Origin of the sequence: Rhodococcus sp. 05-2254-5 (assembly GCF_002258575.1) — a bacterium.
GTDB lineage: Bacteria > Actinomycetota > Actinomycetes > Mycobacteriales > Mycobacteriaceae > Rhodococcoides > Rhodococcoides fascians.
Genome location: NZ_NOZG01000007.1, coordinates 641,588 through 667,004 on the forward strand (window position 1 = coordinate 641,588; position 25,417 = coordinate 667,004).

Annotated in this window: 27 protein-coding genes and 1 riboswitch; of the genes, 11 read left to right on the plus strand and 16 right to left on the minus strand. The window is 66.0% G+C overall.

Annotated features, from left to right (window positions below; genetic code table 11):
* Positions 1-47 precede the first annotated feature (47 nt).
* Complete coding sequence (locus CH278_RS08305) at positions 48-1,034, plus strand: LLM class F420-dependent oxidoreductase (RefSeq protein ID WP_027495891.1); 987 nt, start codon at positions 48-50, stop codon at positions 1,032-1,034.
* Here the strand turns inward: CH278_RS08305 and CH278_RS08310 are convergent.
* From CH278_RS08310 to CH278_RS08320, 3 genes are all read right to left on the minus strand, one after another.
* Complete coding sequence (locus tag CH278_RS08310; RefSeq protein WP_169879424.1) at positions 1,015-1,740, minus strand: DUF3239 domain-containing protein; 726 nt, start codon at positions 1,738-1,740, stop codon at positions 1,015-1,017. The two genes, CH278_RS08305 and CH278_RS08310, sit on opposite strands and share 20 nt — an antisense overlap.
* Before the next feature lie 40 nt (positions 1,741-1,780).
* The gene (locus CH278_RS08315) at positions 1,781-3,436 is read right to left on the minus strand and encodes a DNA repair helicase XPB (RefSeq protein WP_027495892.1); all 1,656 of its coding nucleotides are present in this window, start codon (positions 3,434-3,436) and stop codon (positions 1,781-1,783) included.
* An 89-nt stretch (positions 3,437-3,525) separates the two neighbouring features.
* A complete protein-coding gene (locus CH278_RS08320) occupies positions 3,526-5,817 on the minus strand; it encodes a helicase-associated domain-containing protein (protein WP_094621608.1) in 2,292 nt (763 codons plus the stop codon).
* Between the two features lie 61 nt (positions 5,818-5,878).
* On the opposite strand from CH278_RS08320, the gene CH278_RS08325 reads away from it, so the two are divergent.
* Positions 5,879-6,067 carry a hypothetical protein gene (locus tag CH278_RS08325; protein ID WP_008719333.1) on the plus strand — a complete coding sequence of 63 codons (189 nt, stop codon included), beginning with the start codon at positions 5,879-5,881 and terminating at the stop codon, positions 6,065-6,067.
* A gap of 77 nt (positions 6,068-6,144) precedes the next feature.
* Here CH278_RS08325 and CH278_RS08330 read toward each other — a convergent pair whose 3' ends face one another.
* The 3 genes from CH278_RS08330 to CH278_RS08340 form a co-directional block, all read right to left on the minus strand.
* Positions 6,145-6,756: a transglycosylase family protein gene (locus CH278_RS08330; protein ID WP_027495894.1), complete on the minus strand. Its 612-nt coding sequence runs from the start codon at positions 6,754-6,756 to the stop codon at positions 6,145-6,147.
* Between the two features lie 8 nt (positions 6,757-6,764).
* Positions 6,765-6,973: riboswitch (cyclic di-AMP (ydaO/yuaA leader) on the minus strand.
* Between the two features lie 270 nt (positions 6,974-7,243).
* Entirely contained in the window at positions 7,244-7,618 is a 375-nt protein-coding gene (locus CH278_RS08335; RefSeq protein ID WP_027495895.1) for a YccF domain-containing protein, read from the minus strand.
* Between the two features lie 3 nt (positions 7,619-7,621).
* Entirely contained in the window at positions 7,622-7,840 is a 219-nt protein-coding gene (locus CH278_RS08340) for a hypothetical protein (RefSeq protein WP_027495896.1), read from the minus strand.
* Between the two features lie 190 nt (positions 7,841-8,030).
* Here CH278_RS08340 and CH278_RS08345 point away from each other — a divergent pair, with 190 nt between their 5' ends.
* Complete coding sequence (locus CH278_RS08345; protein WP_167327283.1) at positions 8,031-8,447, plus strand: cold-shock protein; 417 nt, start codon at positions 8,031-8,033, stop codon at positions 8,445-8,447.
* A 3-nt stretch (positions 8,448-8,450) separates the two neighbouring features.
* Here the strand turns inward: CH278_RS08345 and CH278_RS08350 are convergent, their stop codons facing one another.
* The 3 genes from CH278_RS08350 to CH278_RS08360 all read right to left on the minus strand — a co-directional run bounded on the left by CH278_RS08350 (position 8,451) and on the right by CH278_RS08360 (position 11,567).
* Positions 8,451-8,963 (minus strand): DUF2771 domain-containing protein, encoded by a 513-nt coding sequence (locus CH278_RS08350; RefSeq protein WP_027495898.1) that lies wholly within the window; start codon positions 8,961-8,963, stop codon positions 8,451-8,453.
* The gene (locus CH278_RS08355; protein WP_370878768.1) at positions 8,960-10,651 is read right to left on the minus strand and encodes an MFS transporter; all 1,692 of its coding nucleotides are present in this window, start codon (positions 10,649-10,651) and stop codon (positions 8,960-8,962) included. The genes CH278_RS08350 and CH278_RS08355 overlap by 4 nt, the downstream gene beginning before the upstream one ends.
* 67 nt (positions 10,652-10,718) lie before the next feature.
* The gene (locus CH278_RS08360; protein ID WP_370878653.1) at positions 10,719-11,567 is read right to left on the minus strand and encodes a glutaminyl-peptide cyclotransferase; all 849 of its coding nucleotides are present in this window, start codon (positions 11,565-11,567) and stop codon (positions 10,719-10,721) included.
* Between the two features lie 41 nt (positions 11,568-11,608).
* Here CH278_RS08360 and CH278_RS08365 point away from each other — a divergent pair, with 41 nt between their 5' ends.
* The 3 genes from CH278_RS08365 to CH278_RS08375 are packed head-to-tail and all read left to right on the plus strand — an operon-like array spanning position 11,609 to position 16,027.
* The gene (locus CH278_RS08365; RefSeq protein WP_094621610.1) at positions 11,609-12,763 is read left to right on the plus strand and encodes a DUF3027 domain-containing protein; all 1,155 of its coding nucleotides are present in this window, start codon (positions 11,609-11,611) and stop codon (positions 12,761-12,763) included.
* Positions 12,760-15,486: a sacsin N-terminal ATP-binding-like domain-containing protein gene (locus tag CH278_RS08370; protein ID WP_094621611.1), complete on the plus strand. Its 2,727-nt coding sequence runs from the start codon at positions 12,760-12,762 to the stop codon at positions 15,484-15,486. Before CH278_RS08365 ends, CH278_RS08370 begins: the two co-directional genes overlap by 4 nt.
* The gene (locus CH278_RS08375; RefSeq protein ID WP_027495902.1) at positions 15,476-16,027 is read left to right on the plus strand and encodes a phosphatase PAP2 family protein; all 552 of its coding nucleotides are present in this window, start codon (positions 15,476-15,478) and stop codon (positions 16,025-16,027) included. Before CH278_RS08370 ends, CH278_RS08375 begins: the two co-directional genes overlap by 11 nt.
* On the opposite strand, the gene CH278_RS27420 is transcribed toward CH278_RS08375, so the two are convergent.
* Complete coding sequence (locus CH278_RS27420; protein ID WP_167327272.1) at positions 15,996-16,139, minus strand: hypothetical protein; 144 nt, start codon at positions 16,137-16,139, stop codon at positions 15,996-15,998. The two genes, CH278_RS08375 and CH278_RS27420, sit on opposite strands and share 32 nt — an antisense overlap.
* 141 nt (positions 16,140-16,280) lie before the next feature.
* Complete coding sequence (locus tag CH278_RS08380) at positions 16,281-16,520, minus strand: DUF2530 domain-containing protein (protein WP_027495903.1); 240 nt, start codon at positions 16,518-16,520, stop codon at positions 16,281-16,283.
* 59 nt (positions 16,521-16,579) lie between these two features.
* On the opposite strand from CH278_RS08380, the gene CH278_RS08385 reads away from it, so the two are divergent.
* From CH278_RS08385 to CH278_RS08395, 3 genes are read left to right on the plus strand one after another with little or no spacing between them, the layout of a single operon-like run.
* Positions 16,580-18,031, plus strand: a complete 1,452-nt coding sequence (locus CH278_RS08385) for an NCS2 family permease (RefSeq protein WP_027495904.1) — start codon at positions 16,580-16,582, stop codon at positions 18,029-18,031.
* 52 nt (positions 18,032-18,083) lie between these two features.
* On the plus strand, positions 18,084-18,512 hold the full coding sequence (locus CH278_RS08390) for a MarR family winged helix-turn-helix transcriptional regulator (RefSeq protein WP_027495905.1): 429 nt from the start codon (positions 18,084-18,086) through the stop codon (positions 18,510-18,512).
* 57 nt (positions 18,513-18,569) lie between these two features.
* Positions 18,570-19,841 (plus strand): MFS transporter, encoded by a 1,272-nt coding sequence (locus tag CH278_RS08395; RefSeq protein WP_032365881.1) that lies wholly within the window; start codon positions 18,570-18,572, stop codon positions 19,839-19,841.
* A 6-nt stretch (positions 19,842-19,847) separates the two neighbouring features.
* Here CH278_RS08395 and CH278_RS08400 read toward each other — a convergent pair whose 3' ends face one another.
* The 5 genes from CH278_RS08400 to CH278_RS08420 are packed head-to-tail and all read right to left on the minus strand — an operon-like array spanning position 19,848 to position 23,568.
* On the minus strand, positions 19,848-20,453 hold the full coding sequence (locus CH278_RS08400) for a response regulator transcription factor (protein ID WP_027495906.1): 606 nt from the start codon (positions 20,451-20,453) through the stop codon (positions 19,848-19,850).
* The gene (locus tag CH278_RS08405; RefSeq protein WP_052066326.1) at positions 20,450-21,586 is read right to left on the minus strand and encodes a sensor histidine kinase; all 1,137 of its coding nucleotides are present in this window, start codon (positions 21,584-21,586) and stop codon (positions 20,450-20,452) included. The genes CH278_RS08400 and CH278_RS08405 overlap by 4 nt, the downstream gene beginning before the upstream one ends.
* 37 nt (positions 21,587-21,623) lie before the next feature.
* Positions 21,624-22,397 (minus strand): ABC transporter permease, encoded by a 774-nt coding sequence (locus CH278_RS08410; protein ID WP_032390761.1) that lies wholly within the window; start codon positions 22,395-22,397, stop codon positions 21,624-21,626.
* Positions 22,394-23,344: an ABC transporter ATP-binding protein gene (locus tag CH278_RS08415; RefSeq protein WP_032365883.1), complete on the minus strand. Its 951-nt coding sequence runs from the start codon at positions 23,342-23,344 to the stop codon at positions 22,394-22,396. The genes CH278_RS08410 and CH278_RS08415 overlap by 4 nt, the downstream gene beginning before the upstream one ends.
* Positions 23,341-23,568 carry a hypothetical protein gene (locus CH278_RS08420; RefSeq protein WP_176457023.1) on the minus strand — a complete coding sequence of 76 codons (228 nt, stop codon included), beginning with the start codon at positions 23,566-23,568 and terminating at the stop codon, positions 23,341-23,343. Before CH278_RS08420 ends, CH278_RS08415 begins: the two co-directional genes overlap by 4 nt.
* Positions 23,569-23,735: 167 nt before the next feature.
* Between CH278_RS08420 and CH278_RS08425 the strand changes: the two genes are divergently transcribed.
* Both CH278_RS08425 and CH278_RS08430 read left to right on the plus strand, forming a co-directional pair.
* The gene (locus CH278_RS08425; RefSeq protein ID WP_027495911.1) at positions 23,736-24,290 is read left to right on the plus strand and encodes a CcdC protein domain-containing protein; all 555 of its coding nucleotides are present in this window, start codon (positions 23,736-23,738) and stop codon (positions 24,288-24,290) included.
* The gene (locus CH278_RS08430; RefSeq protein WP_080733190.1) at positions 24,287-25,405 is read left to right on the plus strand and encodes a sensor histidine kinase; all 1,119 of its coding nucleotides are present in this window, start codon (positions 24,287-24,289) and stop codon (positions 25,403-25,405) included. Before CH278_RS08425 ends, CH278_RS08430 begins: the two co-directional genes overlap by 4 nt.
* Positions 25,406-25,417 lie beyond the last annotated feature (12 nt).

The following is a 25,417-nucleotide window of genomic DNA, read 5'->3' on the forward strand; positions in this document are numbered from 1 at the left end:
CACACAGCCGGCGCGAGCGTCGGGCCTGCGTCTGTACTGTGCCTGTCATGCGATTCGGAATGTTCGTGCCTCAGGGTTGGCGGCTGGATCTGGTCGGGATCGATCCGGCCCAGCAGTGGAGTGTGCTGCGCGAGCATGCCGTTGCCGCCGAAGCCGGACCGTGGGAATCACTGTGGGTCTACGACCACTTCCACACCGTTCCTGTCGCGACGGACGAGGCGACGCACGAGGCCTGGTCGCTGATGTCCGCACTCGCCGCGTCCACCTCGCGTATCCGACTGGGTCAGATGTGCACGGCGATGTCCTATCGCAACCCCGCCTATCTAGCGAAAGTTGCTGCGACAGTGGACATCATCTCCGGCGGTCGGGTCGAGATGGGTATCGGCGGCGGTTGGCACGAGCACGAGTTCCGCGCCTACGGCTACGGATTTCCCTCTGCCGGTGAACGATTGGGCCGCCTCGACGAGGGCGTACAGATCTTCAAACAAGCGTGGACCACCGGCGAGGTGTATCTCGACGGCAAGCACTACGAGATCGACGGTGCCGTGGTGCGCCCACTGCCCCTGCAGGAGGGCGGCATCCCACTGTGGATCGCCGGTGGCGGCGAAAAAGTGACACTGAAGATCGCAGCGAAATACGCGAACTACACCAACTTCGATGGAACCCCTACCGGTTTCGCCGCCAAATCGGCTCTGCTGCGCGATCATTGCGCAACCGTCGGCACGGACTTCGACGCCATCGTCCGCTCGGCCAACTACAACGTGGCCATCGGCTCCACGGAGGCCGAGGTGCAGGAGCGGCTACGCGCTCTCGAGGCTCGACTGACCGAACACGTCGGAGCCGAGAAGGCACACGAGGCATTGGGCGCATACCGCGGAATGCCCGCCGTCGGAACACCCGAGCAGATCGTCGAGAACCTCACCGAACTGCAGCAGCAGGGCATGACGTACGGAATCTTCTACTTCCCCGAAGCCGCCTACGACCGCTCCGGCATCGAACTCTTCGAGCGCGAGGTCATCCCGGCTCTTCGGTAGGTCGTTCCGCAGGCTCCACCCCCGGCTCTTCGGTAGGCCGCGTCAGATCCTCGGGCAGATCGGCGGGGTCCACGAGCAGCTGCTGGTTCTTGGCCTTGCGTACCTTCTCCGACAGTCCGATGTTGGCGTGCAGCAGTGCCCATTCGCCTTCGGTGATCTCGGCGGCGGCGCGCGCCAGGACGGCTGCGTCGGTGGTGCCCCAGGCGATCGGCATCGCCGACACCAGCTGCCAGGTGCGTCCACCGGTGTTACGGCCGCGATCGGCGAGCACCGACACCGCAGGCACCTCGGCACCGCGTTCGACGGCGTGGCCGGGCAGCGCACGGACGACGCGCGTGATCAGGACGTAGTGCGGCTCGTCGACTCCTGGTTTCGCGACATCGACCAGCGACAGCAATGTCGCGCCGCTCGGCATCGTCTCGGCCACCACCGCCGGAACCAGATCGCCCCGGGTGTAGAGCGATTCGATGGACCCCATCTTCTTCGGTGCCCACACCATGACCCACAGGGACGTCGCCGCCCCGATGCAGAACACGCCGCCGAGGATGTACGACCACGGCGTCGCGATCCAGAAGAACCAGATCCCCAGTGCCAGCAGGACCGCTGCCGTGAGCGCCGCGGACATCCGCAGCCGGCGAAGTTCGGTGAACGTCTCGTTGACCGACTTCGCGTGGGCTACGTCTACGGGGAACTCGAATCGGCGCACACTGCTATTCCTAGCATGCCGCCGATCCCGACACGAAGCGTCAGATTGCCGGGCCGAGCAGGTCGTCGGCGTCGGTGATGCGGTACGCGTATCCCTGTTCGGCGAGGAACCGCTGCCGATGCGCGGCGTATTCGGCGTCGAGGGTGTCGCGCGAGACCACCGAGTAGAAGTGCGCCTGACCACCGTCGTGTTTCGGCCGAAGCAATCGGCCCAGTCGCTGGGCTTCTTCCTGCCGGGAGCCGAACGTTCCCGAAACCTGGACTGCCACCGACGCTTCGGGAAGGTCGATCGAGAAGTTCGCCACCTTGCTCACCACCAGAGTCTGGATCTCACCCTTGCGGAAGGCGTCGAACAGCACCTCGCGTTCCTTGTTCTTGGTCGAGCCCTGGATCACCGGCGCGTTCAGGGCTTCACCGAGTTCGTTCAGCTGATCGAGGTACGCGCCGATCACCAACGTCGGAGCGTCTTGGTGTTTCGCCAGAATGGACTTCACGACGGCGATCTTGGTGTGCGCCGTCGAGCAGAGCTTGTAGCGCTCCTCGGGTTCGGCGACCGCGTACGACATGCGCTCGGCGTCGGTGAGGGTGACGCGCACCTCGATGCACTCGGCCGGTGCGATCCACCCCTGCGCCTCGATGTCCTTCCAGGGCGCGTCGTAGCGCTTCGGGCCGATCAGCGAGAAGACGTCGCCCTCGCGTCCGTCCTCGCGGACGAGCGTGGCCGTCAAGCCGAGTCGACGCCGTGACTGCAGGTCGGCTGTCATGCGGAACACCGGTGCGGGAAGCAGGTGTACCTCGTCGTAGATCACCAATCCCCAGTCGCGGGAATCGAACAGCTCCAGGTGCTTGTACTCACCCTTGGTTCGACGGGTGATGACCTGGTACGTGGCGATTGTCACAGGGCGGATCTCTTTGCGCTCGCCCGAATACTCGCCGATTTCCTCCTCGGTGAGTGACGTGCGAGCGATGAGCTCGCGCTTCCACTGCCTGCCGGCGACGGTGTTGGTGACCAGGATCAGCGTGGTGGCCTTGGCTCTGGCCATCGCCGCCGCACCGACCATGGTCTTACCCGCACCACACGGCAGCACGACGACGCCGGAGCCGCCGGCCCAGAACGAATCCGCGGCCATCTCCTGGTAGTCGCGCAGCGTCCACTTGCCACCCTCGGTATCGAGCTCGATCGGGTGCGCTTCGCCGTCGACGTAGCCGGCGAGGTCCTCGGCGGGCCAGCCGATCTTGAGCAACATCTGCTTCACGTGGCCGCGTTCACTCGGATGCACGATGACCGTGTCCTCGTCCACCATCGCGCCGAGCATGGGCGCAATCTTCTTGTGCCGCATCACTTCGGTGAGCACGGCGCGGTCCAGGCTGATCAGCACCAGACCGTGGACCGGGCTCTTGACCAACTGCAACCGGCCGTATCGGGCCATCGTGTCGACGATGTCGACCAGCAACGGCTGCGGTACCGCATAGCGCGAGAAGTTGACCAACGCGTCGACCACCTGCTCGGCATCGTGACCGGCAGCGCGCGCGTTCCACAGCGCCAGCGGGGTGATGCGGTAGGTGTGCACGTGCTCGGGCGCACGTTCGAGCTCGGCGAACGGTGCGATCGCCGCCCGCGCTGCGCCCGCGAGTTCGTGATCGACCTCGAGCAACAGCGTTTTGTCGGACTGGACGATCAGCGGGCCGTCGGTCACGGTTCCTCCTAGAGACTTCTGCTGCGCCCGAAAGAGCGCAACTTCTCCATTGTCCACAGGTAGGGGCCCGCGTGCACGTGAGCAGTGACTCAGTCCACCAAGGCGACGGAGGTGATGCGGTGCAGAGTGAACCGCCGCACGCCCCCGGTGGCGGGATCGAATGCGTCGAGTTGGCCGCCGCCGACGCTGATCGGATCGACGATGCGGTGGGTCGCGACGCCCTGCGCGTCGACGTACCCGATGCTGACGCTGCGCTTGACCTTCGCTGCTGTCTGCAGCAGCGTCATGGTCGCGGTGCTGCTCGCGCGAGATCCGTCGGCGCGCACCACCGCACCGCCGTTGCCCGCAGCGCGGTCGGCGGCTCGCATTCCGCGTACCAACGACCCGAGCTGCTCGTCGGTGGGAACGGCCGGGGTACGGAAGGTCTGACGCGGCCGCCGCGCCGACACCCGGGAGCCGCGGGCTCGAAGATCGACGATGGTGCCGGACGAGTCTTCACCCGCGGGCGCGAATCCGGCTCCGGCGAGTACCGACAGCACCTCGGCCAGCGGTGCCTGGGAGATGGCGACGGTCGGGGCGAGGGCGCGCAGGGCGAGCGACTCGGCGGCCGGAGAGGCCATCACCTCGGCGAGCAACGCCGGATCCTCGCACCGGACGAACGACGCGGCCACGCCGGCGCGTAGTCGGCCGTGACGCCTGGCCACGTCGTCGATCAGATACGTCAGGGCCTGCGGAACCGGAGTGCGGGAATGGGTCGCGAACAACGAATGCAACTCCGAGGCCGTCAGGCCCACGTCGAGGGCCCGGCGCAGGCTCGTGTCGCTGATGCGATACATCGTCGCGGCACCTGCCGACTCGACGTCGGCGACGAGCGCGATCCGATCCTGCAGATCCGGTTCGAGCGGTCCCGGTGCCACCAGCGTCAGGTCGGCCTGCACCAACACGTAGTCGATCGGCTCGGGGAGTGCCGCGCGCATGTCGGCCTCGGCATTACCGTCGTGCAGCAGCGAGCGTCCCGGCGTCGACATCGCGCCGCGCGCGACCACTCCCAGCGCGGTCGCCTCGGCGATCACGTGCCCGACGGGGGTCACGCCGAACCGTCCGGACCACCGGGGTCGACGCCACGTCAGTGTGCGGGTGAGGTCGGTGGGCGTCGCGGCGTGTCCACTGCCGAGCTCGGCCAGAAGCTCCAGGATCATGCGACGGTCGCGGGGCGCGGCAGGCGAGCGGACTTCGTCCGACAACGCGGCGATGGGCTTGTCGTTGGGGTCACGCATGCCGATCACCCACGGTGCTCGCGGCGTCTCGAGCCAGGCGGAGGCGAGGGTGTGCCACCGGGCGGCCGGGGCCGCGGCGAGCCACGCGTCGACGGCGGGCGTCGGTGCCCAATAGTCGTCGCCGGTGTCGGCAGAGGGGACAGGGTCCGTGGTTCCGCTAAAGATCAGATGGGCGGCGGCGAGCAGTTCGACGAGGATGCTCACGCGGTCGTCGTCGAGTCCGGTGGCCTTGGTGATCTTGCGCAGCTCGCGCACTCCGAGCCCGCCGGCCTTGAGGGCGGGAGCCGGTGACGCGGACAGCGCCTCGATGATGGCCACACAGTGCCGCCCGAGCTCGAGTGCCTCGCCCGCCGCGGCAGCGTCGACGTCGGCGAGCGCATGTGCAGTGGTCGTCAGCTTCGGTTCGGCGAGTGAGCGGGGATCCGTCATGGGCTCGCCGCGCAATATCTGTCCGACCTGGACGGGGAGTTCGACGGTTTGCTCGTCCAACCAGATCAGCAGGCCTGCGGCGAGCAGTTTCTGCACGGGCCGATCGGGTGGGGTGCCCGGTGCGGCGTCTCGGGTACGGCCGGTGGGCGAAGACCTGGCCAGGGTGTCGAGAAGATTGCGTTCGCCGTCTTCGAGTGCGGCCAGCGCTGTGGTGATGTGGGTTTCGGTGAGGGTGTCCACCGGGTCGAGTGCGCGGCCGATGCGCCACGGCACGGCGTCCGCAGCGGTTGCGCTGATCCGGAACCCGGCGGCGTCGCCCCAGACGAGAAAGCGTTCGCGCAGTTGGGACAGCGCTTTGTCCACGGCTTTGGCCGGGGCGCGCTTGGCGATGACGGACAGCAGCGTGGCCCTGGTGACCGGACGCTCGTAGGCCTCTTCGATGGCCAGGATCTCGAGCACGGTCAGGGCCAGGGTGTCGAGGGTGTCCGCAGTGTGCAGGATCGACCGGCGTTGCTCTGCCCGGCCGGCCAGCACTGCCAGCGAGGCGGGCGGCGGCGCAGTCAGATCCGGACGCAACGACATGGCCTTGATCAGCTCCGCGTCGGTGCGAGCTGCGATCCACTGAGGCAGATCGGGAGGCATGTCGGTGTGTCGGGGCGCAGTCGTGTCGGTCATCGTCTATCAGATTAGAGACCTGGGCTGGTGCTCGCCGCAGGGCAGGTGTCAAAATGGGCCCATGGTGAACAAGTCGAAGAAGCCCTATGTCGATCCAGGCTGGCCGGAAACCGCTCGCGGTGACCACGCGGTGACCGAACTCTCGTCCGCTCGATCGGGTGGCTTGTCGCCCTTCGGTGAGGACACCGAGTTCCCGCTGCCCGTCGAAGACCTGCCCTACGCCCATCCGGTGACCGTCGTCAATCGCTGACAACGGCGCCCGAACACGAGAAAGCCCCCGACATCTTCGCGATGTCGGGGGCTTTTCTCGTATAGCGGCGGTTCTTGCTACTGGGGCAGGAACGCCTTGTTCGCCTGGTAGAAGCTGACGACCTGCGGATCGAGCTGGATGCCCTGAGCGGCGTTCTGGACGAACGACGCGATCTGGGGATCGTTGGTGATGTTCTGGACGGCGGTGACGATGCCGTTGACGACCTCGGCCGACGCATCGATCGACGGGATCGACGTCAGGTCGGGGAGGGCGGGAACTTCCGGTGCCTTGGGGGTGGCCGGAACGCTGCGCTCGGTGGGTGCGCTGCTCAGGCCGAGGCTCGAGGAGCAGGAGGGCCATGCGCCCCAGCCCTGCGAGTCGAGGACCTTCTCGGCGACTGCGATCTGCTCTTCACGGCTGGCCTGGTTGGCCGTTGCCGCGTACTGCTGTCCACCGTGTGCGTTCCAGGTGCTGGGGGAGAACTGCAATCCGCCCTGGAAGCCGTTGCCGGTGTTGATGCCCCAGTTGCCGCCTGCTTCACACTGTGCAAGGCGATCCCAGTCGGAATCCGGTGCCGCGTTGGCGGTACCGGTGAAGGCGATGCCCGCGGTGCCCATGATGGCACCGGTGACGGCGACCTTTGCGACGGTCTTGCCAGTGGTGCTCGGCTTGCGATGACGTCCGCTCATACGAGTTGAAATCCTCTCCACACGCGCCTGCGAGGTCAGCTGTCGGGTTCGGGCTGAGAGGTAGCCCGGCCTTCTTGCTCTTCCATATCGGATGAGCAATTGGGCTTCACCCCAAGGGAACTTGGTGCGGCTTCGTGAGTCGCTACAGGTTCCCGGTTGTCCGTGGAGGACGTGGGTCCCCCGTCCTCGTCCCCTGGGTGATCGTCGAGGGTTGTTCCGGTTCCCGCGGGACGAGGTTTGGCGCTGCGGGCCGGAATTCGGCCGAACTTTCCGGCCGCTGCTGACCGTACTGAAATTCCCGGGTTACGTCACTATTTGGTAACTGTCGATTTTTTCGTGTGTCCGCGACCGTCCCGACGGTCTGATTCCGGTCGCTCGAATAGGCCCAGCTAGTGGCTGTTCTCGGTGATCGACCCCGTGCTGTTGCCGGTCTGTTACCGAAGCGTGATGTGATGGAAGTCACATCACGCGACAGGGCCTCGAAAGGTCACCGAACCGCAACGATGTCTTTTCCCAGCGGCATCAGCGAAACCGGAATCAACTTGAGGTTCGCGATCGCGAGCGGAATACCGATGATCGTGATGGCCATCGCGATCGCCGTGACGACGTGTGTCAGCGCCAGCCACCACCCGGCGAGGACGAGCCACAGCACGTTGCCCACGAGGGCACCCGAACCCGCGCCGGGCTTGTCGACGATCGTCGACCCGAACGGCCACAGGGCGTAGACGCCGATGCGGAACGACGCGATCCCGAACGGAATGGTCACGATCAGGATGCACAGCAGGAGTCCCGCAAAGAAGTAGCCGAGTGCGAGCCACAGTCCACCGAACACGAGCCAGATGACGTTCAGGAGCAGTCGCATGATCTATCGCGCCCGTCGGCCGGAGAGCAGCGCGTACACCAGAGCGAGCACGAATCCGGCGGGTGCCGAGAACATCGCCGTCAGGTACAGGCCCAGTGGCGGCTTGGCGTCGGAGAAGACCGGGAAGAACAAGATCGCGACGATGGCAACGAGGCCGATCGCGAACAGCACCAGCGCGATGCGCAGCAGTGCAGTACTTCGCTTGCGAGTTGATGAGTCCACACCACCACGGTAGTGCGCGGCGGTGCGTCGTGCGAAAAACCGGAATGCCCTATTCGGGGCCTGCGCGCTAGACTGGCGTATTCGCGTCCTGCGTTTTCGTGGGGCGCGAAACTTGTGCACACCGCAGGGTCCCGACATCGGGCGTGCGGATACGAAACCAACGACAGCAACAGATGAACGGGTGAGCTCAGTGCCGACCGGCAAGGTGAAGTGGTACGACGTCGACAAGGGATTCGGATTCCTCTCGCAGGAGGAAGGCGAGGACGTGTACGTGCGTTCGTCAGCGCTGCCCGAAGGCGTCGACGGCCTCAAAGCCGGCCAGCGCGTCGAATTCGGCATGGCCGCGGGCCGTCGTGGCCCGCAGGCGCTGAGCCTGAAGGTTCTCGAGCCTGCCCCGTCGATTCGCCAGAACAGCGGCAGCACCCGCCGCGAGCCCGTCGAGCGCAAGCACACACCCGACGAACTGCACGGCATGGTCGAGGACATGATCACGCTGCTCGAAGCGACGGTGCAGCCGGAACTCCGCAAGGGCAAGTACCCGGACCGCAAGATCGCTCAGCGCATCTCCGAGGTGGTCCGCGCCGTCGCTCGCGAGCTCGACAGCTGATCGTTACGGACGCGCGCCGATGGACCAGATCGCGTGGCTGACGAAGCTCTCGGTATTGGTGTCGGTGTCGATGATTCCCGTGGGTAGCCGAACCTCGATGCCGAGCAACGTTCGGCCGCCGTCGTCCGTCGTCGGGACGGTGACGCTCAGCCGGGTTCCGGGCTGGTTGAACTGGCTGCTCTCGACGACCGCCCCGGTGTCGTCGCCGTAGACCAGTGCCAGTTCCCACGGCGCGGAGTAGACGGCCTCGGGCATCGACAACTGCACCGTCGGGGCAGATCCCACCTGTATCTCGGCGGTCTCGCCGACGTTGGTGCACAGCGGGTCGCTCACGGCGCAGTACAGGTACGGCTCGACTTGTACGGCTCGACCGTTGGAGTACGCCGTGACGACCGGTTCCTTGTCGGGAGCATTGCCGATCAGGACGGCGAGTACACCGACGAACGCGACGGCGATGACGAACAGGCCGGCGGCGATCAGCGACGCGATCTTCTTGGTGCGGGGAGCCAGGTTCACTTGGTCACGTTTTCGCCGTAGGAGCTGTCGGATACTTCTTGTTCGACATGGTCGGGCCGGTTGCCACCGAACCCGGGTAGCAATGATCTACCGCGGTACGTCAGGAAGGTCTGCACGAGGCCGATCGTAAGCAACACCGACACGACCGTGAAACCGAGCCAGTACTCGGTGGGAAGCAACACCCCGAGCGTTCCGCCGAGAACCCAGCACAGCTGCATGACGGTTTCCGAGCGGCCGAATCCGGATGCAATGGACTCCGGAGGCAGGTCGGACTGCAGAGATGCGTCGAGCGAGACCTTGGCCAGTGCGCTCGCGCTCGACGCGACCAGGGCGGCCACGGCGGCGGTGAGCAAACTGTCCGTGACGGCTGCGACGACGGCGACGACCGTCACCGCGACCGTGCACCGCAGGACGACCACCGATGGTCGGCCGAGCTTGATCCTGGCACCGAGTGCGTTGCCGGCGAAGTTGCCGAGACCGGCGGCGGCTCCGACCAGTCCGAGCATCGCGGCCTGCTGCAGCGGCTCGTGTTCGGTGCGGGATTTTGCGACGAAGGCGATGTACAGCGTGAGGAAGCCGGTGAGAATTCTGATCGTGCCGTTGCCCCAAAGTCCAACGATCACCGCACGGCCCAGTGGCTGCCTGCGGTTCTTGGCGGCGGTGGCAGGCGGTGGGGTGCGCTTCAGATTCTCGGTCGGGGCACCGCTGCCGGGGTAATCACTGCCGTGATGCTGGTCGGCGTGGTAGCCGAGGGTGGCCGGAACTTCGCCCTCGGTCACTTCCACCCAGGACGGGATGCGCATGCTCAGGTATGCGCCGAGCACGGTGATCGCGGCGACGAACCACAGTGCGCCGGGCGAATCGGCGACGAAGGCGATACCGCCGGCGACAGCCCCTGCGGCGATGGTGCCCCCGAGCAGTCCGAAGACGGTGAGCCTCGAGTTGACGCGGACGAGGTCGATCTCCGGTGGCAGTACCCGCGGCGTCACCGCACTCTTGAGTACCGCAAACGATTTGCTCAGGACGAGCATGCCCAGCGCCGCTGGATAGAGCACCCAACTGTCGAAGTTGAACACCAACACCACCGCCAGCACGGTACGCAGGCCGAACGAGGTGGCCAGCGCGATGCGTCGGCCGTGCTGCAACCGGTCGAGCAACGGGCCGATCAGCGGCGCGATCAGCGCGAACGGGGCGATGGTGATGACCAGGTACAGCGCAACCTTCGTCTTGTCCTCACCGGTCGCCGCGGAGAAGAACAGCGTGTTGGCCAGTGCAATCGCCAGGGCAGCGTCGGATGCGAAGTTCGCCATCGTCGCGTAGGTCAGCGCGGTCAGCCCGGACTTGTCGGCCCCATCGGCTTTCGCGGCCCGCTGGAACGACGCGATTCCTTTGCCGGTCAGCTCGCGCCCACGCATCGCCGCGACGCGGGTGACGGTGAGCTTCTTGGGCATCGGTGGTGGCTTACGGCCGCCGGTTCGGCCGCGCGCGGCAGTGATCTGCTGCGTGCGCGCCGGGTGCAGCGGCGGCAACGGTTGGCGTCGGCTCGGAACGTGGCCGCCGGCACCGGATTGGACAGCACGGGGGTCGGCCGGTGGATAGTTGACGAAACCGGGATGCTCCGAGCTCTGTTCATCAGCGGTGGAGTGACCGGTTTCGTTGCCAGGAGCGGAGCCTGCGGAGTGACCTATTTCGGTGCCAGCGCCCGAGTTTTCCGCACCTGGCGTGGGGTGGGGGAGTCGCGGATCGGTCACGTGATCAATTCTGTCCTACGGCCGCGGGATCGGTGAATCGCACCTCGAAGATCTTGGGCCAGAATTTGCCGGTCACGAGGAATCTGTCGGTCCCGGGGATCTGGGCGATGCCGTTGAAGAAGTCGGCTCCGTTTCGCTCGGTGGCCGACATCGAATCCCACATCGGCTTGCCGTCGACGACGGCGGTGACGCGGCCGGTGGTGGGGTCGATGCGCATGATGTCGAAGGTCTGCCAGACGTTGGCGTAGATCGAGCCGTCCTCGGCGCATTCGAGTTCGTTGAGCCGTTCCACCGGATTGCCGTCGAGTGTGACGTCGACGGTGTTCACGGCGTCGAAGGATGTGGGGTCACGGAAGGTCAGGGTGGATGTGCCGTCGCTCATGACGAGTCGGCCGTCCGGGGTTCCTTCACCCTGCGTGCACAGCCCCCATCCTTCGCCGTCGTAGTTCACTCGACGCTGTTCGGCCAGGGTGTCTCGGTCGCGGGCGATGGCGACTCCGTCTTGCCAGGTGATCTGCCACAGCGTGTTGCCGTCGACGGTGATGCCCTCGCCGAACAGGTCGGACGGCAGATCGACCCGCTCCAGCTCGGTCATGTTCTCGAGCGACGTGCGGCGGACGAAGGAGGAGCCCTCCAGCCCGGTGCCCTCGTAGAGCACATCACCGTCGATCTCGAACCCCTGAGTGAAGGCGTCGTCGGCGCGATCGTAGGAACGCAGAACCTCGGCACCCAGCGTGGGTACCGAGTCCGACGCGATGGGGTCCGAGTCGCCTGGACCCGACGTGGACGAACAGGCGGTGACGGTCAACAGGGACGTCACGAGTGCAGCGAAGGTGCGAGCGCGGACGGTCATTGCATCCATGATGGCAGCCCGAACTGGGCGTCACCGAGTTGATGCGGCAAACTGAATGTGTGAGTGTCGTATCTTCTCCAGAGCTCGGATCCATCCGCCCCGTCTTGGCCGATGCCGTGGACCTCGCGCGGCAGGCTCTGCTCGAGCTGGGAGAGGGCGGTGTCGGCGAGTACCTCGGCGTGACCGTGGAGGACGACAGCGCTGCCACCCACCGCTTCGCCAGCGATCTGGACGGCTATCGCGGATGGCAGTGGGCCGTTGTCGTCGCTGCTCCCGACGACGCCGATCACGCCACCGTCAGCGAACTCGTGCTGCTACCCGGTCCCGATGCTCTCGTGGCACCGTCCTGGGTGCCCTGGGACGAGCGCATCCGACCCGGTGATCTCGGGCCGGGCGATCTGCTCTCTCCACGTCGTGACGACCCGCGACTGGTGCCGGGATACGTCGCGTCCGGTGACCCCGCCATCGACGAGGTGGCCGGCGAGATCGGGCTCGGCCGCACTCAGGTCACCAGCCTCGAAGGACGGCTCGATGCCGCCGAACGATGGCACGACGGCGACTTCGGCCCGGACAGCGAGATGGCCAAGGCCGCGCCGTCCACGTGCGGACTCTGCGGTTTCTACCTACCCCTCGCGGGATCGCTCTCCGCAGCGTTCGGAGTGTGCGGCAACGAGTTCGCCGCCGACGGTCATGTGGTGCACGTCGAATACGGTTGCGGCGCGCACTCCGATACCGAGCTGCCCACCGGAGCGGGCTCGCCGCAGTTCGAGCCGTACGACGACGCAGCACTCGACGTCACCCCGTCGCCGACCGGTGCCGCACAGACGAACGAGCCTACCGCGAACGACGCTGTTGCAGAAGATGATTCGGAAGCGATCGTCTCGTCGGCCGAGACGGTAGCGGTGACGGAGTCCAAGGCACCCCAGCCCGACACGGCAGCACCCGAGTCGGCAGACTCCGCACCGGCAGAGCCAGAGGTGGTCGAGACCGGGCACGATGCCGCTGACGCAGCGCCTTCCCCTGACGCAGTCCCTTCCCTTGATGCAGCCCCTTCCACTGGCGACGCCTCGTCGACTGATGACGCGTCTCCCGCAGTCGATGCCGAGACGACCCATGTCGGTTCCGATGTCGAGCTCGACGCCGATTCCAGTGTCGACGGTGTTGTGCAGCAGGAGGATTCGGCATCGCCGAGCTGATCGATCCTTTCGGTACCGGGTCGCTTCGCGAGTCGATTCTCGCGTCCTGGGGTTCCTCGCCCACGCGGCTGCGGGAAGATTCGGCATCCGAGGCAGATCTGGTGCGCGGGGGATACCGCGATCGTTTGTTGACCGAGTTGGCACAGAACGCGGCTGATGCTGCGCAGCGAGCCGGCGTCCCGGGTCGGCTCTCGGTGTGGACCGACGAGGCGGGTGCACTGCATGTCGCCAACACCGGTGCCGCACTGGACGTGTCGGGTGTGCACGCTCTCACCGCGCTGCGGGCGTCGGCGAAAGCTACGGCCGATCCGGGTGTCGGACAGTTCGGGGTCGGCTTCACCGCGGTGCGATCGGCGTCCGACGAGATCGAGGTCCGCTCGCGCGGTGGCGGGGTGATCTTCAGTGCCGAGCGCACTCTGAGCGCGTTGCGCCAGCGGGACATGACAGTGCCGGAGTCGGGTGTGCCGGTGCTTCGGTTGGCGTGGCCTACTTCCACACCGCCCGCTGCCGGGTTCGATACCGAGATCGTGTTGACGCCGCGACCCGATGTGCAAGCGGAATCCTTTGCCGGGGGGTTCCTCGACGAGGCCGTCGACTTGTTGCTCGAGCTCGACGCGTTGGATTCCATCGAGATCGATGGTGTCGTCGTCGACTGTGTGAGAACGGAACTCGACGATGCACGCGTCGAGATCGCCATCGGTTCGCGAACGTGGCTGCAGTACACCACCTCGGCTGCGCGGTGGATCGTTCCGATGGTCGACGGTCTACCCGTTCCCGCTGCGCCGGACGTGTTGCGGGCCCCGACGCGGTCGGACGAGCTGTTGTCGTTGCCCGCGTTGGTCGTTGCCGATGTACCCATGCAGCCGGATCGTCGACGGGTGTTGCCCGGCGTCTCTGTCGCCGAGGTGGCCCACGGTTATCCCGATTTCGTGGCGTCGTTGCCTGCGTCCGCGCGAGTGTCGTTCGTACCCGAGGTCGGGTTCGCGCGCAGTGCGATCGACGGTGCGCTACGTGAGCTGATCTTCCGCCGATTGTCCACCGCACCATGGCTTCCCGCTGCCGACGGACCCGATCTCGTACCAGAACGTGCGCATGTTCTTGCCGATGCCACCGAGGAACTCGCCGCGGTGTTGCTCGATGTGGTCCCGAATCTGGTGGACGCCACTCTGTCGGGCGCGCGGCACGCGTCGGCGTTGTCGGCGGTGGGAGTGCACCGCATCGGGTTGGCGCGGTTGGCCGAGATGCTCGGCGGGCAGGCCCGTGAGCCGGCCTGGTGGCGGCGGCTGTACGACGCGTTGACTCCGCTCGTCGTCGACGGGTTGGCAGCGGAAGAACTTGCTGCGCTGCCGGTTCCGCTTGCGGACGGTCGTACGGTCACCGGTCCACGGACTACCGTCGTCGGGTCGGACGCGTCGGCCGAGGTCACGTGGGTACGCCTGGTGCATCCGGATGCGGTGAGTCCGTTGTTGATTCGGCTGGGTGCGCGGGAGGCCACTGCGGCCGAGCTGTTGTCGGATCCCGCCCTCGAAGCGGCCCTCGACGATCTCGATTGGGACGGCGACGAGGTGGATGGCCTGGTGTCGGCAGTGCTGGCGCTGGCGGGGGAGGCGGGAGAGCTTCCGGGGTGGCTCGGGAGTCTGCCACTCGAAGACGACGAGGGCGAATTGCGCAGTGCGGACGAACTGTTGCTGCCCGGTGCACCGTTGGCGAGGCTGTTGGTTCGGGATTCGCCGTTCGGTGTTCTGTCGGCGGCCTCGGTGGCCAGGTTCGGTGAGCGGGCCCTGCGCGCGGTGGGCGTCGGCTGGGGGTTCTCGGTGGTGCGCGACGAGTGTCCGACGGGGCCGGATCACGACCTGGACGACGAGCCCGCCTGGTGGTCGAGTCTGGCCACGGAGCCGGAAACCCTTGTTGCGGTTCGTGATCTCGACCTGGTCCGGTCGGATGCCTGGGCCGAAGCTCTGACGATTCTGCTCGACGAACCGAGTACCCGTGCAGCCATGACCGACCGGGACGGCTACACGGCATGGTGGCTGCGACGTCATGCGCTGATCGACAACCGCTCGCCGACCACGTTCCGGGCGCCGTCGGACGAGACGTTCGCCGGTCTGCTCGATCCGTTCGATCATCCGCGCGCCGACGAACTGCACGCGGTGCTCGCCGCGTCGACGTGTGAGAGCGTCGAGAGCGCGCGGGTGTTGTTGCGTGCACTCGAGGACCCGCAGCGACATCCGACGGCGGCGGTGATCGCGCGCACGCACACGCTGATCGCCAGTGCCGTCCTGGATCGACGCATCGACGTGGCGGATCTCGATCCACCGGATCGCGTGCGCACTCTCGGCGGCACCGTGGCCGATGCGTCGGACGGGTTGGTCGTCGATGCGCCATGGCTGGCACCGGTCGTGCCACCGGAGGTGGCGGTGCTCTCGGACATGACCACGGCAGCCGCGTTGGCCGATGTCCTCGACATCAGGCGGGCGTCGGAGGCCATCACCGGCGAGGTTCGCGGAGTCGGACGCGTCAGCTCGTGGGATCGAGAGCCCGGGGCCGTGCTGGCCTGTGCGGTGCTGGGTCTACCGCTGCCGACAGGTTCGGTGGTGGTGCACCGCGAACTCGTGGTGCGGTTGTCGGGGGCTGTCAGCGGTGACCGTGCTGTGCCGTGGTGGGTGACCGCGGACGGAACAGTGCATTGTGTGGAAAGTTGGGAGCGACCTCGTGGGGCCTGACCATGCCGTGTTGGAGTGGATGGTCGAGCATCGAGTCGGCTGGGTCACGACGATGTTCTGGATCATCACCACGGTGGGGAACACCTTCATGATGTTCGTGTTGTCCGCGGGGGTGTGGGGCGCGTTGCTGACGTCCAAGAGGACTGTCGACGCGTGGATGGTCGCGGGTTCGATGCTCACCGGGTGGGGGCTGATGAATGCGCTGAAGTTCGCGTTCGCGCGGGAACGTCCACCGATTCCTGAACGCCTGGTGGAGATTTCGAGCCATTCGTTTCCGTCCGGCCACGCGACGATGTCGATGTTGCTTGCCACGGTGGCGATCGCGGTGATGCTGCGATCGTCCACTCCGTGGCTGCATCGGCCGGTGCTACTGACGTTGCCCGTGGTCGCGGCCCTGCTGATCGGATTCTCTCGGATCTATCTGGGTGCGCACTGGACGACGGACGTGCTGGCCGGCTGGGTGTTCGGTGCCCTGTGGGGGCTGGGTTGGATCTACGCCGAAAAAGCGATCAGCGCGAGAAATCCGAGCGCTGCGCGATGACGAGGAGCTCGTCACGCATGGCCGGGCTGGAGACAGCGTTGGCGCGTGCGTAGAGGGCGCGGAGCGAGCGGACGTGGTTGCGGCGGTTGCGGTACTGAGCGACGAACTTCATGGCCTGTGCTTTCGTGGATCAAAGGTTATCGAAACTGACATAACCTATGCTCCACGTTAACTCTGTGTTACTCAACCGGCTGAGGGGTTAGTTTGCCCACGTCAGAACGGTTTTCGTGATCGGGCTAACGTGATCCTGATCTCAATCGAGGCCGCGTTGGGCGGTTCTGCTGCCGCGTCGTGACGCGGCTCTCTGCGCCAGGAACAGAGCGAACCCGACAGCGCCGACCGCGATGCCGGACCAACACGTCGCCACCGCGTCGTCGCTGCGGTCGCCGGTGGCGGTGAACACGACCAGCGCAACGATCCAACCGAGGATGCCGATCGTCAACACCGGCACCGGATCGGTGAGGCGGGGCGGGATCTGCGGGACGTCGGCCACGAATTCACGCTACGCCACCATATTTCGCCAACCCTCGCGGTGTGCTTTATCTTTCACTCATGCCTATGTCGTCGCGATTACTCGACAACTACTTCAAGATCACCGAGCGCGGCTCGACTGTGGGTTCCGAGGTTCGCGGCGGTGTCGTCACCTTCGTGGCGATGGCCTACATCGTCGTGCTCAACCCGCTCATCCTCGGTAGCTTCTCCGCCGACGACGCGGCTGCCAAGACCGACGTGCTCGGCAACATCCTGCCCGTCGCCCAGGTTGCCGCCGTGACGGCACTGGTCGCCGGCTTCATGAGCATCGCGTTCGGCATCATCGCCAACTACCCCTTCGGTATCGCGGCCGGCCTCGGCATCAACACTCTCCTGGCCGTCACCATCGCTCCTCAGGTCAGTTGGCCCGAGGCCATGGGCCTGGTCGTCATCGACGGCATCATCATCGTTCTGTTGGCCGTGACCGGCTTCCGGACGGCGGTGTTCAACGCGATTCCGCCCGAACTGAAGGCCGCGATCGCCGCAGGCATCGGTGCCTTCATCGCGTTCATCGGCCTGGTCGATTCCGGCTTCGTACGCCGGATCCCCGACGCCGCAGGCACGACGGTTCCCGTCGGCCTCGGCATCGACGGGTCCATCGCGTCGTGGCCGACGGTGATCTTCGTGTTCGGGTTGTTGCTGATGGGTGTGCTCGTGGTGCGCAAGGTCCGCGGCGGTCTGCTGATCGGCATCGTGGTCACGACGGTGTTGGCGGCCATCATCGAGGCGGTCACCGACGTGGGGCCGTCGAACGGCGTCGACCCCAAGGGCTGGAACCTGTCCGTGCCGCAGCTGCCCAGCGTTCTCGTACAGTCACCGGACCTGTCGCTGGTGGGCAACGTCGACCTGTTCGGTGCGTTCACCCGCATCGGTGTGCTGGCCGCGAGTCTGTTGGTGTTCACGCTCGTCCTCGCGAACTTCTTCGACGCGATGGGAACGATGACGGGTCTGGGTAAAGAAGCGAATCTCGACAAGGACGGCACGCTGCCCAACATCGGCAAGGCGTTGGTCGTCGAAGGTGCCGGAGCCATTGCGGGCGGCGGCGCGTCCGCATCGTCGAACACGGTGTTCGTCGAGTCGGCCTCGGGAATCGCGGAAGGCGCACGCACCGGACTGGCCAACGTCGTCACCGGCCTGCTGTTCCTGCTGGCGATGTTCTTCACCCCGCTCACGGCTGTCGTGCCCATCGAGGCGGCTGCTCCGGCGCTGGTGGTGGTGGGTGCCCTGATGATCGGTCAGGTTCTCCACATCGACTTCAAGCGCTTCGATTACGCGCTGCCGGCCTTCCTCACCATCCTGGTGATGCCGTTCACTTACTCCATCGCGAACGGTATCGGCGTCGGTTTCATCACCTGGGTCGTGCTCGCCGTCGGTTCGGGCCGAGCGAAGACGGTACATCCCTTGTTATGGGTCGTCGCGTTGCTGTTCGTAGCGTTTTTCGCAGTCGGTCCCATCACGGATGCGGTTACCTGATGCTGGGTCGGTACCAGGGCGTATTCTCTGCGCTGTGACGTCGGGAAACAGTGTGAAAGACAATCGGGAATTGGCAAGCGACCTGTCGCTTGCGGTGGTGAGGTTGACTCGCCACCTTCGAGGTAGGCGAGTGGACTCGCAAGTGTCGCTCACTCAGCTGTCGGCTCTGGCCACGCTGAGTAGGGAGGGCGACATGACGCCTGGCGCGTTGGCGGCTCGGGAGCGGGTTCAACCCCCGTCGATGACGCGGGTGATCGCGTCGTTGGCCGAGCTGGGTCTGGTGGAGCGCACGCCGCATCCCACCGATGGCCGTCAGGTGATCGTGTCGTTGTCGGCGGCCGGCAAGGAACTGATCGCGGACGAGGCGAGTGCTCGCGAGGCGTGGATGACCGCACAGCTGGCAGGCCTCGGACCCGAGCAGCTCGCGACGCTGCGAGATGCAGTGAGCATCATCAGCGCATTGGTCAGCGACTCCGAGTAGTTACCTAGGTTTATTATTTGACCTGTGGCTCCAGTTTCACGTACGTCCGGCGCGACGATGTTCGCTGCTCTGAAGACTCGCAACTACCGATTGTGGGCGTCGGGGCAGATCGTCTCGCTGGTCGGAACGTGGATGCAGCGGGTGGCCCAGGACTGGCTCGTGCTGACGCTCTCCGGCGGCAACGGCTTTGCCGTCGGCATCGTCATGGCCCTGCAATTCGGGCCGACGCTGTTTCTGTCGGTGTGGGGCGGAGTACTCGCAGACCGGTACGACAAGCGCAAACTCCTCATGATCACCCAGGTGTTCGCCGCAGTCTGCGGTCTGGTGCTGGGTGTGCTCGATGTCGGCAACATGGTCGAGCTCTGGCACGTCTATGTCATCGCCTTCATCCTCGGCTGCTCGTCTGCCATCGACGCGCCGGTGCGGCAATCGTTCACCATCGAGATGGTGGGCAAGGAAACTCTGTCCAACGCGATCGCGTTGAACTCGATGACGTTCAACATGGCGCGGATCGTCGGGCCTGCGGTGTCGGGAGTGCTCATCACCCTCGTCGGTACCGGCTGGGTGTTCCTGATCAACGCGGTGTCGTTCGCCGCGGTGTTCGGTGCCCTCTTGGCGATGAACGTCGGTCAACTCTTCCGTGTCGAACCGGCACCGCGCGCCAAAGGGCAGGTACGGGAGGGCTTTCGCTACGTCTGGGGGCGGGGAGACCTACGAGTGTTGCTGGCGACGGTGTTCATGGTCTCGACGTTCGGTCTCAATTTTCCGCTGAGTCTGTCGGTGCTGGCGCGCAACACGTTCGGCAGCGGAGCCGACGCATACGGGTTGCTGTCGACCACCCTCGCGGTCGGCACGCTCGCGGGAGCGACCCTGGCGGCCCGGCGCGCCACCGCCCCTCGATTGCGGCTCTTCATCGGTGCGGTCATCGCGTTCGGTCTGTTCGAGCTACTCGTGGGATTGATGCCCAATTACGTTCTCGTGGCAGTGCTGTTGGTGCCCACCGGCGCATTGACGCTGACGTTCACGACGTCGGCGATGAACATTCTGCAAATGTCGGTGCCGTCCGACATGCGCGGCCGCGTGATGGGCATCTACATGCTGTGCTTCCTGGGCGGAACTCCGCTGGGCAGCCCGGTGCTCGGCTGGCTCGCCGACGCCCTCGACCCACGCGCACCGCTCCTGTTCGGCGGTGTCATCTCATTGGCGACGGGACTCTTCGCTGCCGTGTATCTGCTGCGGCACAACAACTTGCGGATCACCGTGGTGCCGCCCGCCGACGGTCACCGGCTGCCCACCCTCGACACGGTGGCCGCAGCCGCCAAGGTCTGACGCTCCTCAGATCCACCCGTGGCGTCGGGCGAGTGCGCAGGCCTCGTGCCGGTTCGCCGCCCCGAGTTTCGCGGCCGCCGCAGAGAGATAGTTGCGGGTGGTCCCGGGTGACAGATGCGCGCGCTGCGCGATCTCCGCGATCGATGCGCCGTCGGCGGCGAACTCGAGCACATCGGCTTCCCTCGGTGTGAGCGGTGAGTCCCCGGCTCCGATGGCTTCCGCGGCGAGCGTCGGGTCGACGTACCGCCCGCCGCCGTGCACGGTGCGCACCACCTCGGCCAGGGTGGCGGCCGAGGTGGTCTTGGGGAGGAACCCGCGCACGCCGGCTTCGAGCGCCTTCTTCAGGTAGCCCGGCCGACCGTGGCTGGTGACGATGATCGACGCGCAGGTGGGCAGTGTCTCGGCAATTTTCTGCGCCGTCTCGATGCCGTCGATCCCGCCCATCTGCAGGTCCAGCACTGCCACATCGGGTGCCAGGGCCGCGGCAACCGTCAGGGCCTTCTCGCCCGAATCGGCCTGTCCGACGATCTCGATGTCGTCCTCCAGATCGAGCATGGTCGCCAGCGCCGATCGAATGAGGTTCTCGTCGTCGGCCAGTAGAACTCGAATCATGGTGTGGTCCTCGGGTTCTGGGGCGATGTGGGCAACACTGCGATGAGGGTGAATTCCTCGGGTGTCTGCTCCGTGCGCAGTTCCCCTCCGACCGCGACCAAGCGTTCCCGTAGGCCGCTCAGGCCCGTGCCGTCGTTGCGGCCGTTCGGCGCGCCGGGGTGGTCGTTGGTCAGTCGAATACTGCTGTCGGTCAGTTCGATTCGGCAATAGGTGGCCGCGGAGTGACGCAGTATGTTCGTCACGCCTTCACGAACCACCCAGGCGGCCGCCTCGGCCGCGCGCTCGGACAGTGCCGAGGTCTCGCCGGTGAGCTCGGTGGATATCCCGGCCGCCGACAGGAGCGAGCGGGCACCGTCGAGTTCGCCTGCGACATCCACCGATCGATAGCCGCGCACCAGCTTTCGGGCGTCGGTCATCGATTCCTGCGCCAACGCGCGCACCTCGTCCATCTGCGTCGCGGCGCGGTCGTCACCCCGACGGGCCAGCGTTGCGGCAAGTTCGCTCTTGACCGCGATGGCCGAGAGTGCGCGCCCGACGACGTCGTGCAGATCGCGCGAGAACCTCAGGCGCTCCTCGGCGACGGAGAGAGCTGCGGCTGCGTCGCGGGTGGCGTCGAGTTCGGTCACGATGCGCAGCAGCCACGCCGACAGTTGCACGGTGAAGGCCATGAAAGCGATGAAGACGCCGAGTATTACCGTTTCCAGCGCCGGGGTTCCCACGGCCGCGGCAATCGCGGCCGCGGCCACGGCTGCCGCGAGAGACCAGCGCAATCGAATCAGGGTCGCGACCGCGGTGGTGACGAGTACCGCGGCCCAGAGCGCGTTGCTCGTCGTCCCTCCGGCAACCAGCACCACAGCGGCGACGGCCATGATCGCCAACGGGATTCGAGGGTTGGCCGTCGACTCGCCGCCGAGTGCCGGGGTGCGCTGAACGACCACGAAAGCGGCGGCGGCACACACCGCTGCCGCCGCCGTCGATCGATAGTCGTCGTACTGAAGCGTCGTCAGCATCGCGCCGACGGCGACACCGACGGTGATCAGCAGGAACGATTGGCGGGTGTAGACGCGTACCTTCTCCACTGCACTGCTGTCGTTCCAGCCGTGCAGTGGATTGAGGTACTCGTACAGCTTCATGATCTCCAGCCTTGCAGACGGACGACGCCAGGTGCGATCAGGACCGCGGTTCCCAGCGGAAGTGGGTCCGGGCGATCAGCAGGCTGCCGAGAATCCAGGCCAGCATGACCACTGAGGGCATCCCCGCCTCGGCGAACGTGGCGGCGAACCCGACCGACGCGTCGCCGGGAGTGGTGGTGCCGAACCAGCCGAGGTTCAACAGGTCCGACACGGCCGCCATCGGGGTCAGCTCGACGACTCGGCTCAGTGAATCCGGGAGAACGTCGCGCAGCATGGCCGAGCCGGCCATGGCGATCAGAATGACCGGCAGGCTGGTGATCTGCGCTGCTTCCGCATTACGGGTGAAGGCAGACGTGATCAACGCCAGTGCGGCGAACAGTGCCGCGCCGCCGAGGAGGGCGACAGCAACGAGCAGGACGTTGGTGGGAGTGGGCCCACCGAAGGCCAGCACTACAGCTCCGACGATCAGGCCCAGTGCGACGGTGAGGACGAACGAGGGGACCGCCGGCCCCAGCAGAATCTGAATGTCCGAGCTTTCGCCGGTGCGAAGTCGCTTGAGCACCAACTCGTCTCGACGTGTGGCGTAGATCGAGAGCATGTTGTAGTAGACCATGAACACCAGCAGGAACAGGGCGAAGAACTCGAGTGCCGCTCCCACGCCCACGTCGGTCAATCCGTCGTCGCCCCGACTGCTGATGATCAGCATGACCACCGGTAGCACGAGAGGTATGACGGTCGCGTTGAACAGTAGTACTCGGTTGCGTCCGAGCAGTGTGAATTCTGCTCGCGACAGGGCGGTCATCGTACTCATGCGCTCATCACCTCGGTCTTGTCGGTAGCTGGGTCGTTCACATCGGAGTTGTCGAATTCGTCTGCGATGGAGAGGAACACGGTTTCGAGCGATGCCGCGCGGGCGTCCAGGCCGTGCAGGGTGACGCCGTTGGTGCGAGCCCACATCAGTAGATCGGTCAGCGTCTCCTGAACCGAGGACGTCTGGATCGAGACCGTCTCTCCCGAGACGTCCATCGACGTACCCGGCAGCGACGGCAACGCCGTGCCCGGGGCCTTCAGTTCGATCTTCGCCGGATGGTCGGCGACCACCTCGTCCACCGTGCCGCTCCGAACGACTCTGCCGCGGTGCATGATCGCGAGTCGATCGCACAGTGACTCGGCCTCGTCGAGGTAGTGCGTCGTCAACATGATCGTGACGCCGGAGTTCTTCAACTCCTGGATCAACCGCCATGTGTTGCGGCGACTTTCGGGATCGAGACCGGTCGTCGGCTCGTCCAGGAACAAGATGCGCGGACGGCTGATGATCGCGCATGCCAGGTCCAGCCTGCGCTGCTCGCCGCCGGACAGGAATTTGACCCGCGTATCGGCACGGTCGGCCAGGTCCACGCGACCGAGCACCTCCGCCACCGGCAGTGGATGGCTGCAGGTGCCCGCCCACATCCGAAGACTCTCGGCGGTGGTCAGATCCTGAGGCAGTCCGCCCTTCTGCAGCATGATTCCCAGAGCAGGCCGAACCTTGCGGCGATCGGCCACCGGATCCATACCCATGATCCGCACCGTGCCCTTGCTGGGTCGCGAAAGGCCCTGAATCACTTCGAGAGTGGATGTCTTGCCCGCACCGTTGGTGCCCAGTAGGCCGAACAGCTCACCCTCCGCGACATGGAGATCGAGAGCCTGGACGGCCTCGTACGCGTTCTTGCCCGATCCGTAGCGGCGAGTCATCCCGTCGACGTCGATGATGGTCATGATTGCGTCCCCCAATGGCGCAGTCCGATGACGAACCGGACACCCATGAAGGCGACGATGACGCCCAGTGCGACGAACGCCGGAAGGGACGGGCCGACAATCGCGAACAGCACGGCGATGATAGCGATGCTGATGACGATGACGACAATCTCACGCGCCATCGTCGGAGCCGGCCCGAGCTCCATCAGATCGGTGAACAGATTTCCTTCGTCTGGTTGCTTCATGACTACGATCCTGCTGCGCGTCGCGCACCGAAAACAGTGCAGCGCATCATGACCTGAGGTGACACCGTCACGGTCCAGCCATGACAAACGTCATGCGCGCGTGTCTCCACCCGATCTCCACCCGTGGGTCGATGTGCCCCCACCGCGATCTTCGTAGCGTTGCTGCCATGAACATTGCAACGATTGCTCTCGTAGTCCTTCTGGTCGGGTACCTGCTGGTGCGGCGCATGACCGGCCAGCTCATGGAAGCTCGGCGCATGCTGGTGCTTCCGGCGATCCTCGCCGTCGCCGGACTGGCGTCACTGAATTCGACGGCGCTCTCGGCCACGGCGATCGGGTTCTTGCTCCTCGGCTGTGTCGTCGGAGCCGTGTTCGGGGTGGTCCGCGGCTACACCGTCCGGATCGCCGAGCGGGACGGAGCGGCATGGATGCGTTACTCGTTGGCGTCGGTCGGCCTGTGGGTGGCCGCGATCGCGGTGCGCCTCCTCCTCGTGCCGGTGGAGAATGTCGTGGATCCGGCAGCAGCGTCGGTCGCCGGGCAGGCCACCATGTTGGCCGTGGGGGTCGGATTCCTCGCCGAGTCGGTCGTCGTGCTCTACCGAGCCATGCATTCCGAGGCCACCATCGTGTGGCGAGCCGACAAGTCCGGCAACCACACGTTGTCGCCTACGCTGGCCGACATGCACAGTCGGGTTCGCGAAGGACGGGCGAAGATTCGGTGACGTCGGCACCCACGCCGGACGTACGGTTACCCGCACTCGACAGCTTCCGGCTGTCGAGTCGGCCGTATGTCACGGCCGTCGTCGTCGTGGCGGCGTTCGCGACGTCGGATCTGCACGATCCGCTCGTGCTCACGCTGCTCGTCGTCAACAGTCTCGTACTGGCGGCCTCGACGGTGTCTCGTCGGTCGACCGGTCTCCGGCTCTCGCTCGCCGGGGCCGGCATCGCACTCGTCGCCTCCGCCGCGATTCTTCCCCTGGGCGGAACCGGGGTCGCAGCAGCGTTTCCGTTCCTGTTCGCCGGACATGCCGGGTGGCGGTTCAAGCCGTCGATTGCGTTTCCGTATGCGGTGTCGCTCAGCGTGGCGTGCGCGTGCGCGCTGTGGATCGCCGATCACCACGGTGTCGACGGGTGGCCATGGGCCGCCGGTCTTTTCGCCGGGTGGCCGGTACTGATCGGGTATTCACGACGAAGTCGTCTGGACGCACTGCGCAATGCCCGGCGCGCCACCGACGCCGAATTGCGCGAGCATGCCCTGGCCGAGCGGGCCCGTATCGCACGCGACATCCACGACGTTCTCGCGCATTCGCTGTCCGGGGTCAACATGCAGCTCGAAGTCGCCGACGCGTTGCTCGACGCCGGTCGCGCCGACGAGGCCAGAGCCGCGGTGAGCAAGGCGCAGAGCCTCGTTCGCGAGGGCCTCACCGAAACCCGCAGGGCCGTGCAGACTTTGCGTCAGGACGTGCTGCCCCTGGTGCCGACGATGGCCGCTTTGGTGGACGCGGACGGGAACTTCCGGGTCGAGGGCGAGGCTGTCGATCTCGATACGCCGCAGTCGCAGTTCCTTGTTCGGTGCGCGCAGGAGGCGCTGACCAATGCCCGTACTCATGCTCCCGGAGCGGCAGTCGACGTAGTGCTTCGCTTCGCGGCAGAACAGGTGGAGCTCTCCGTGACCAACGGCCCGGCTCCGTCGCCGCCGAAACCGGTCGATAGTACCGGAATGGGTTTGGTCGGCATGCGCGAGCGCGCCGCACTGGTCGGCGGGTCGATCGCGGCGGGTCCGGACGGGCGGGGTTGGACGGTCCGTGCCACAGTTGCTGTGCCGCAACCACACTGAAGACAACACGAA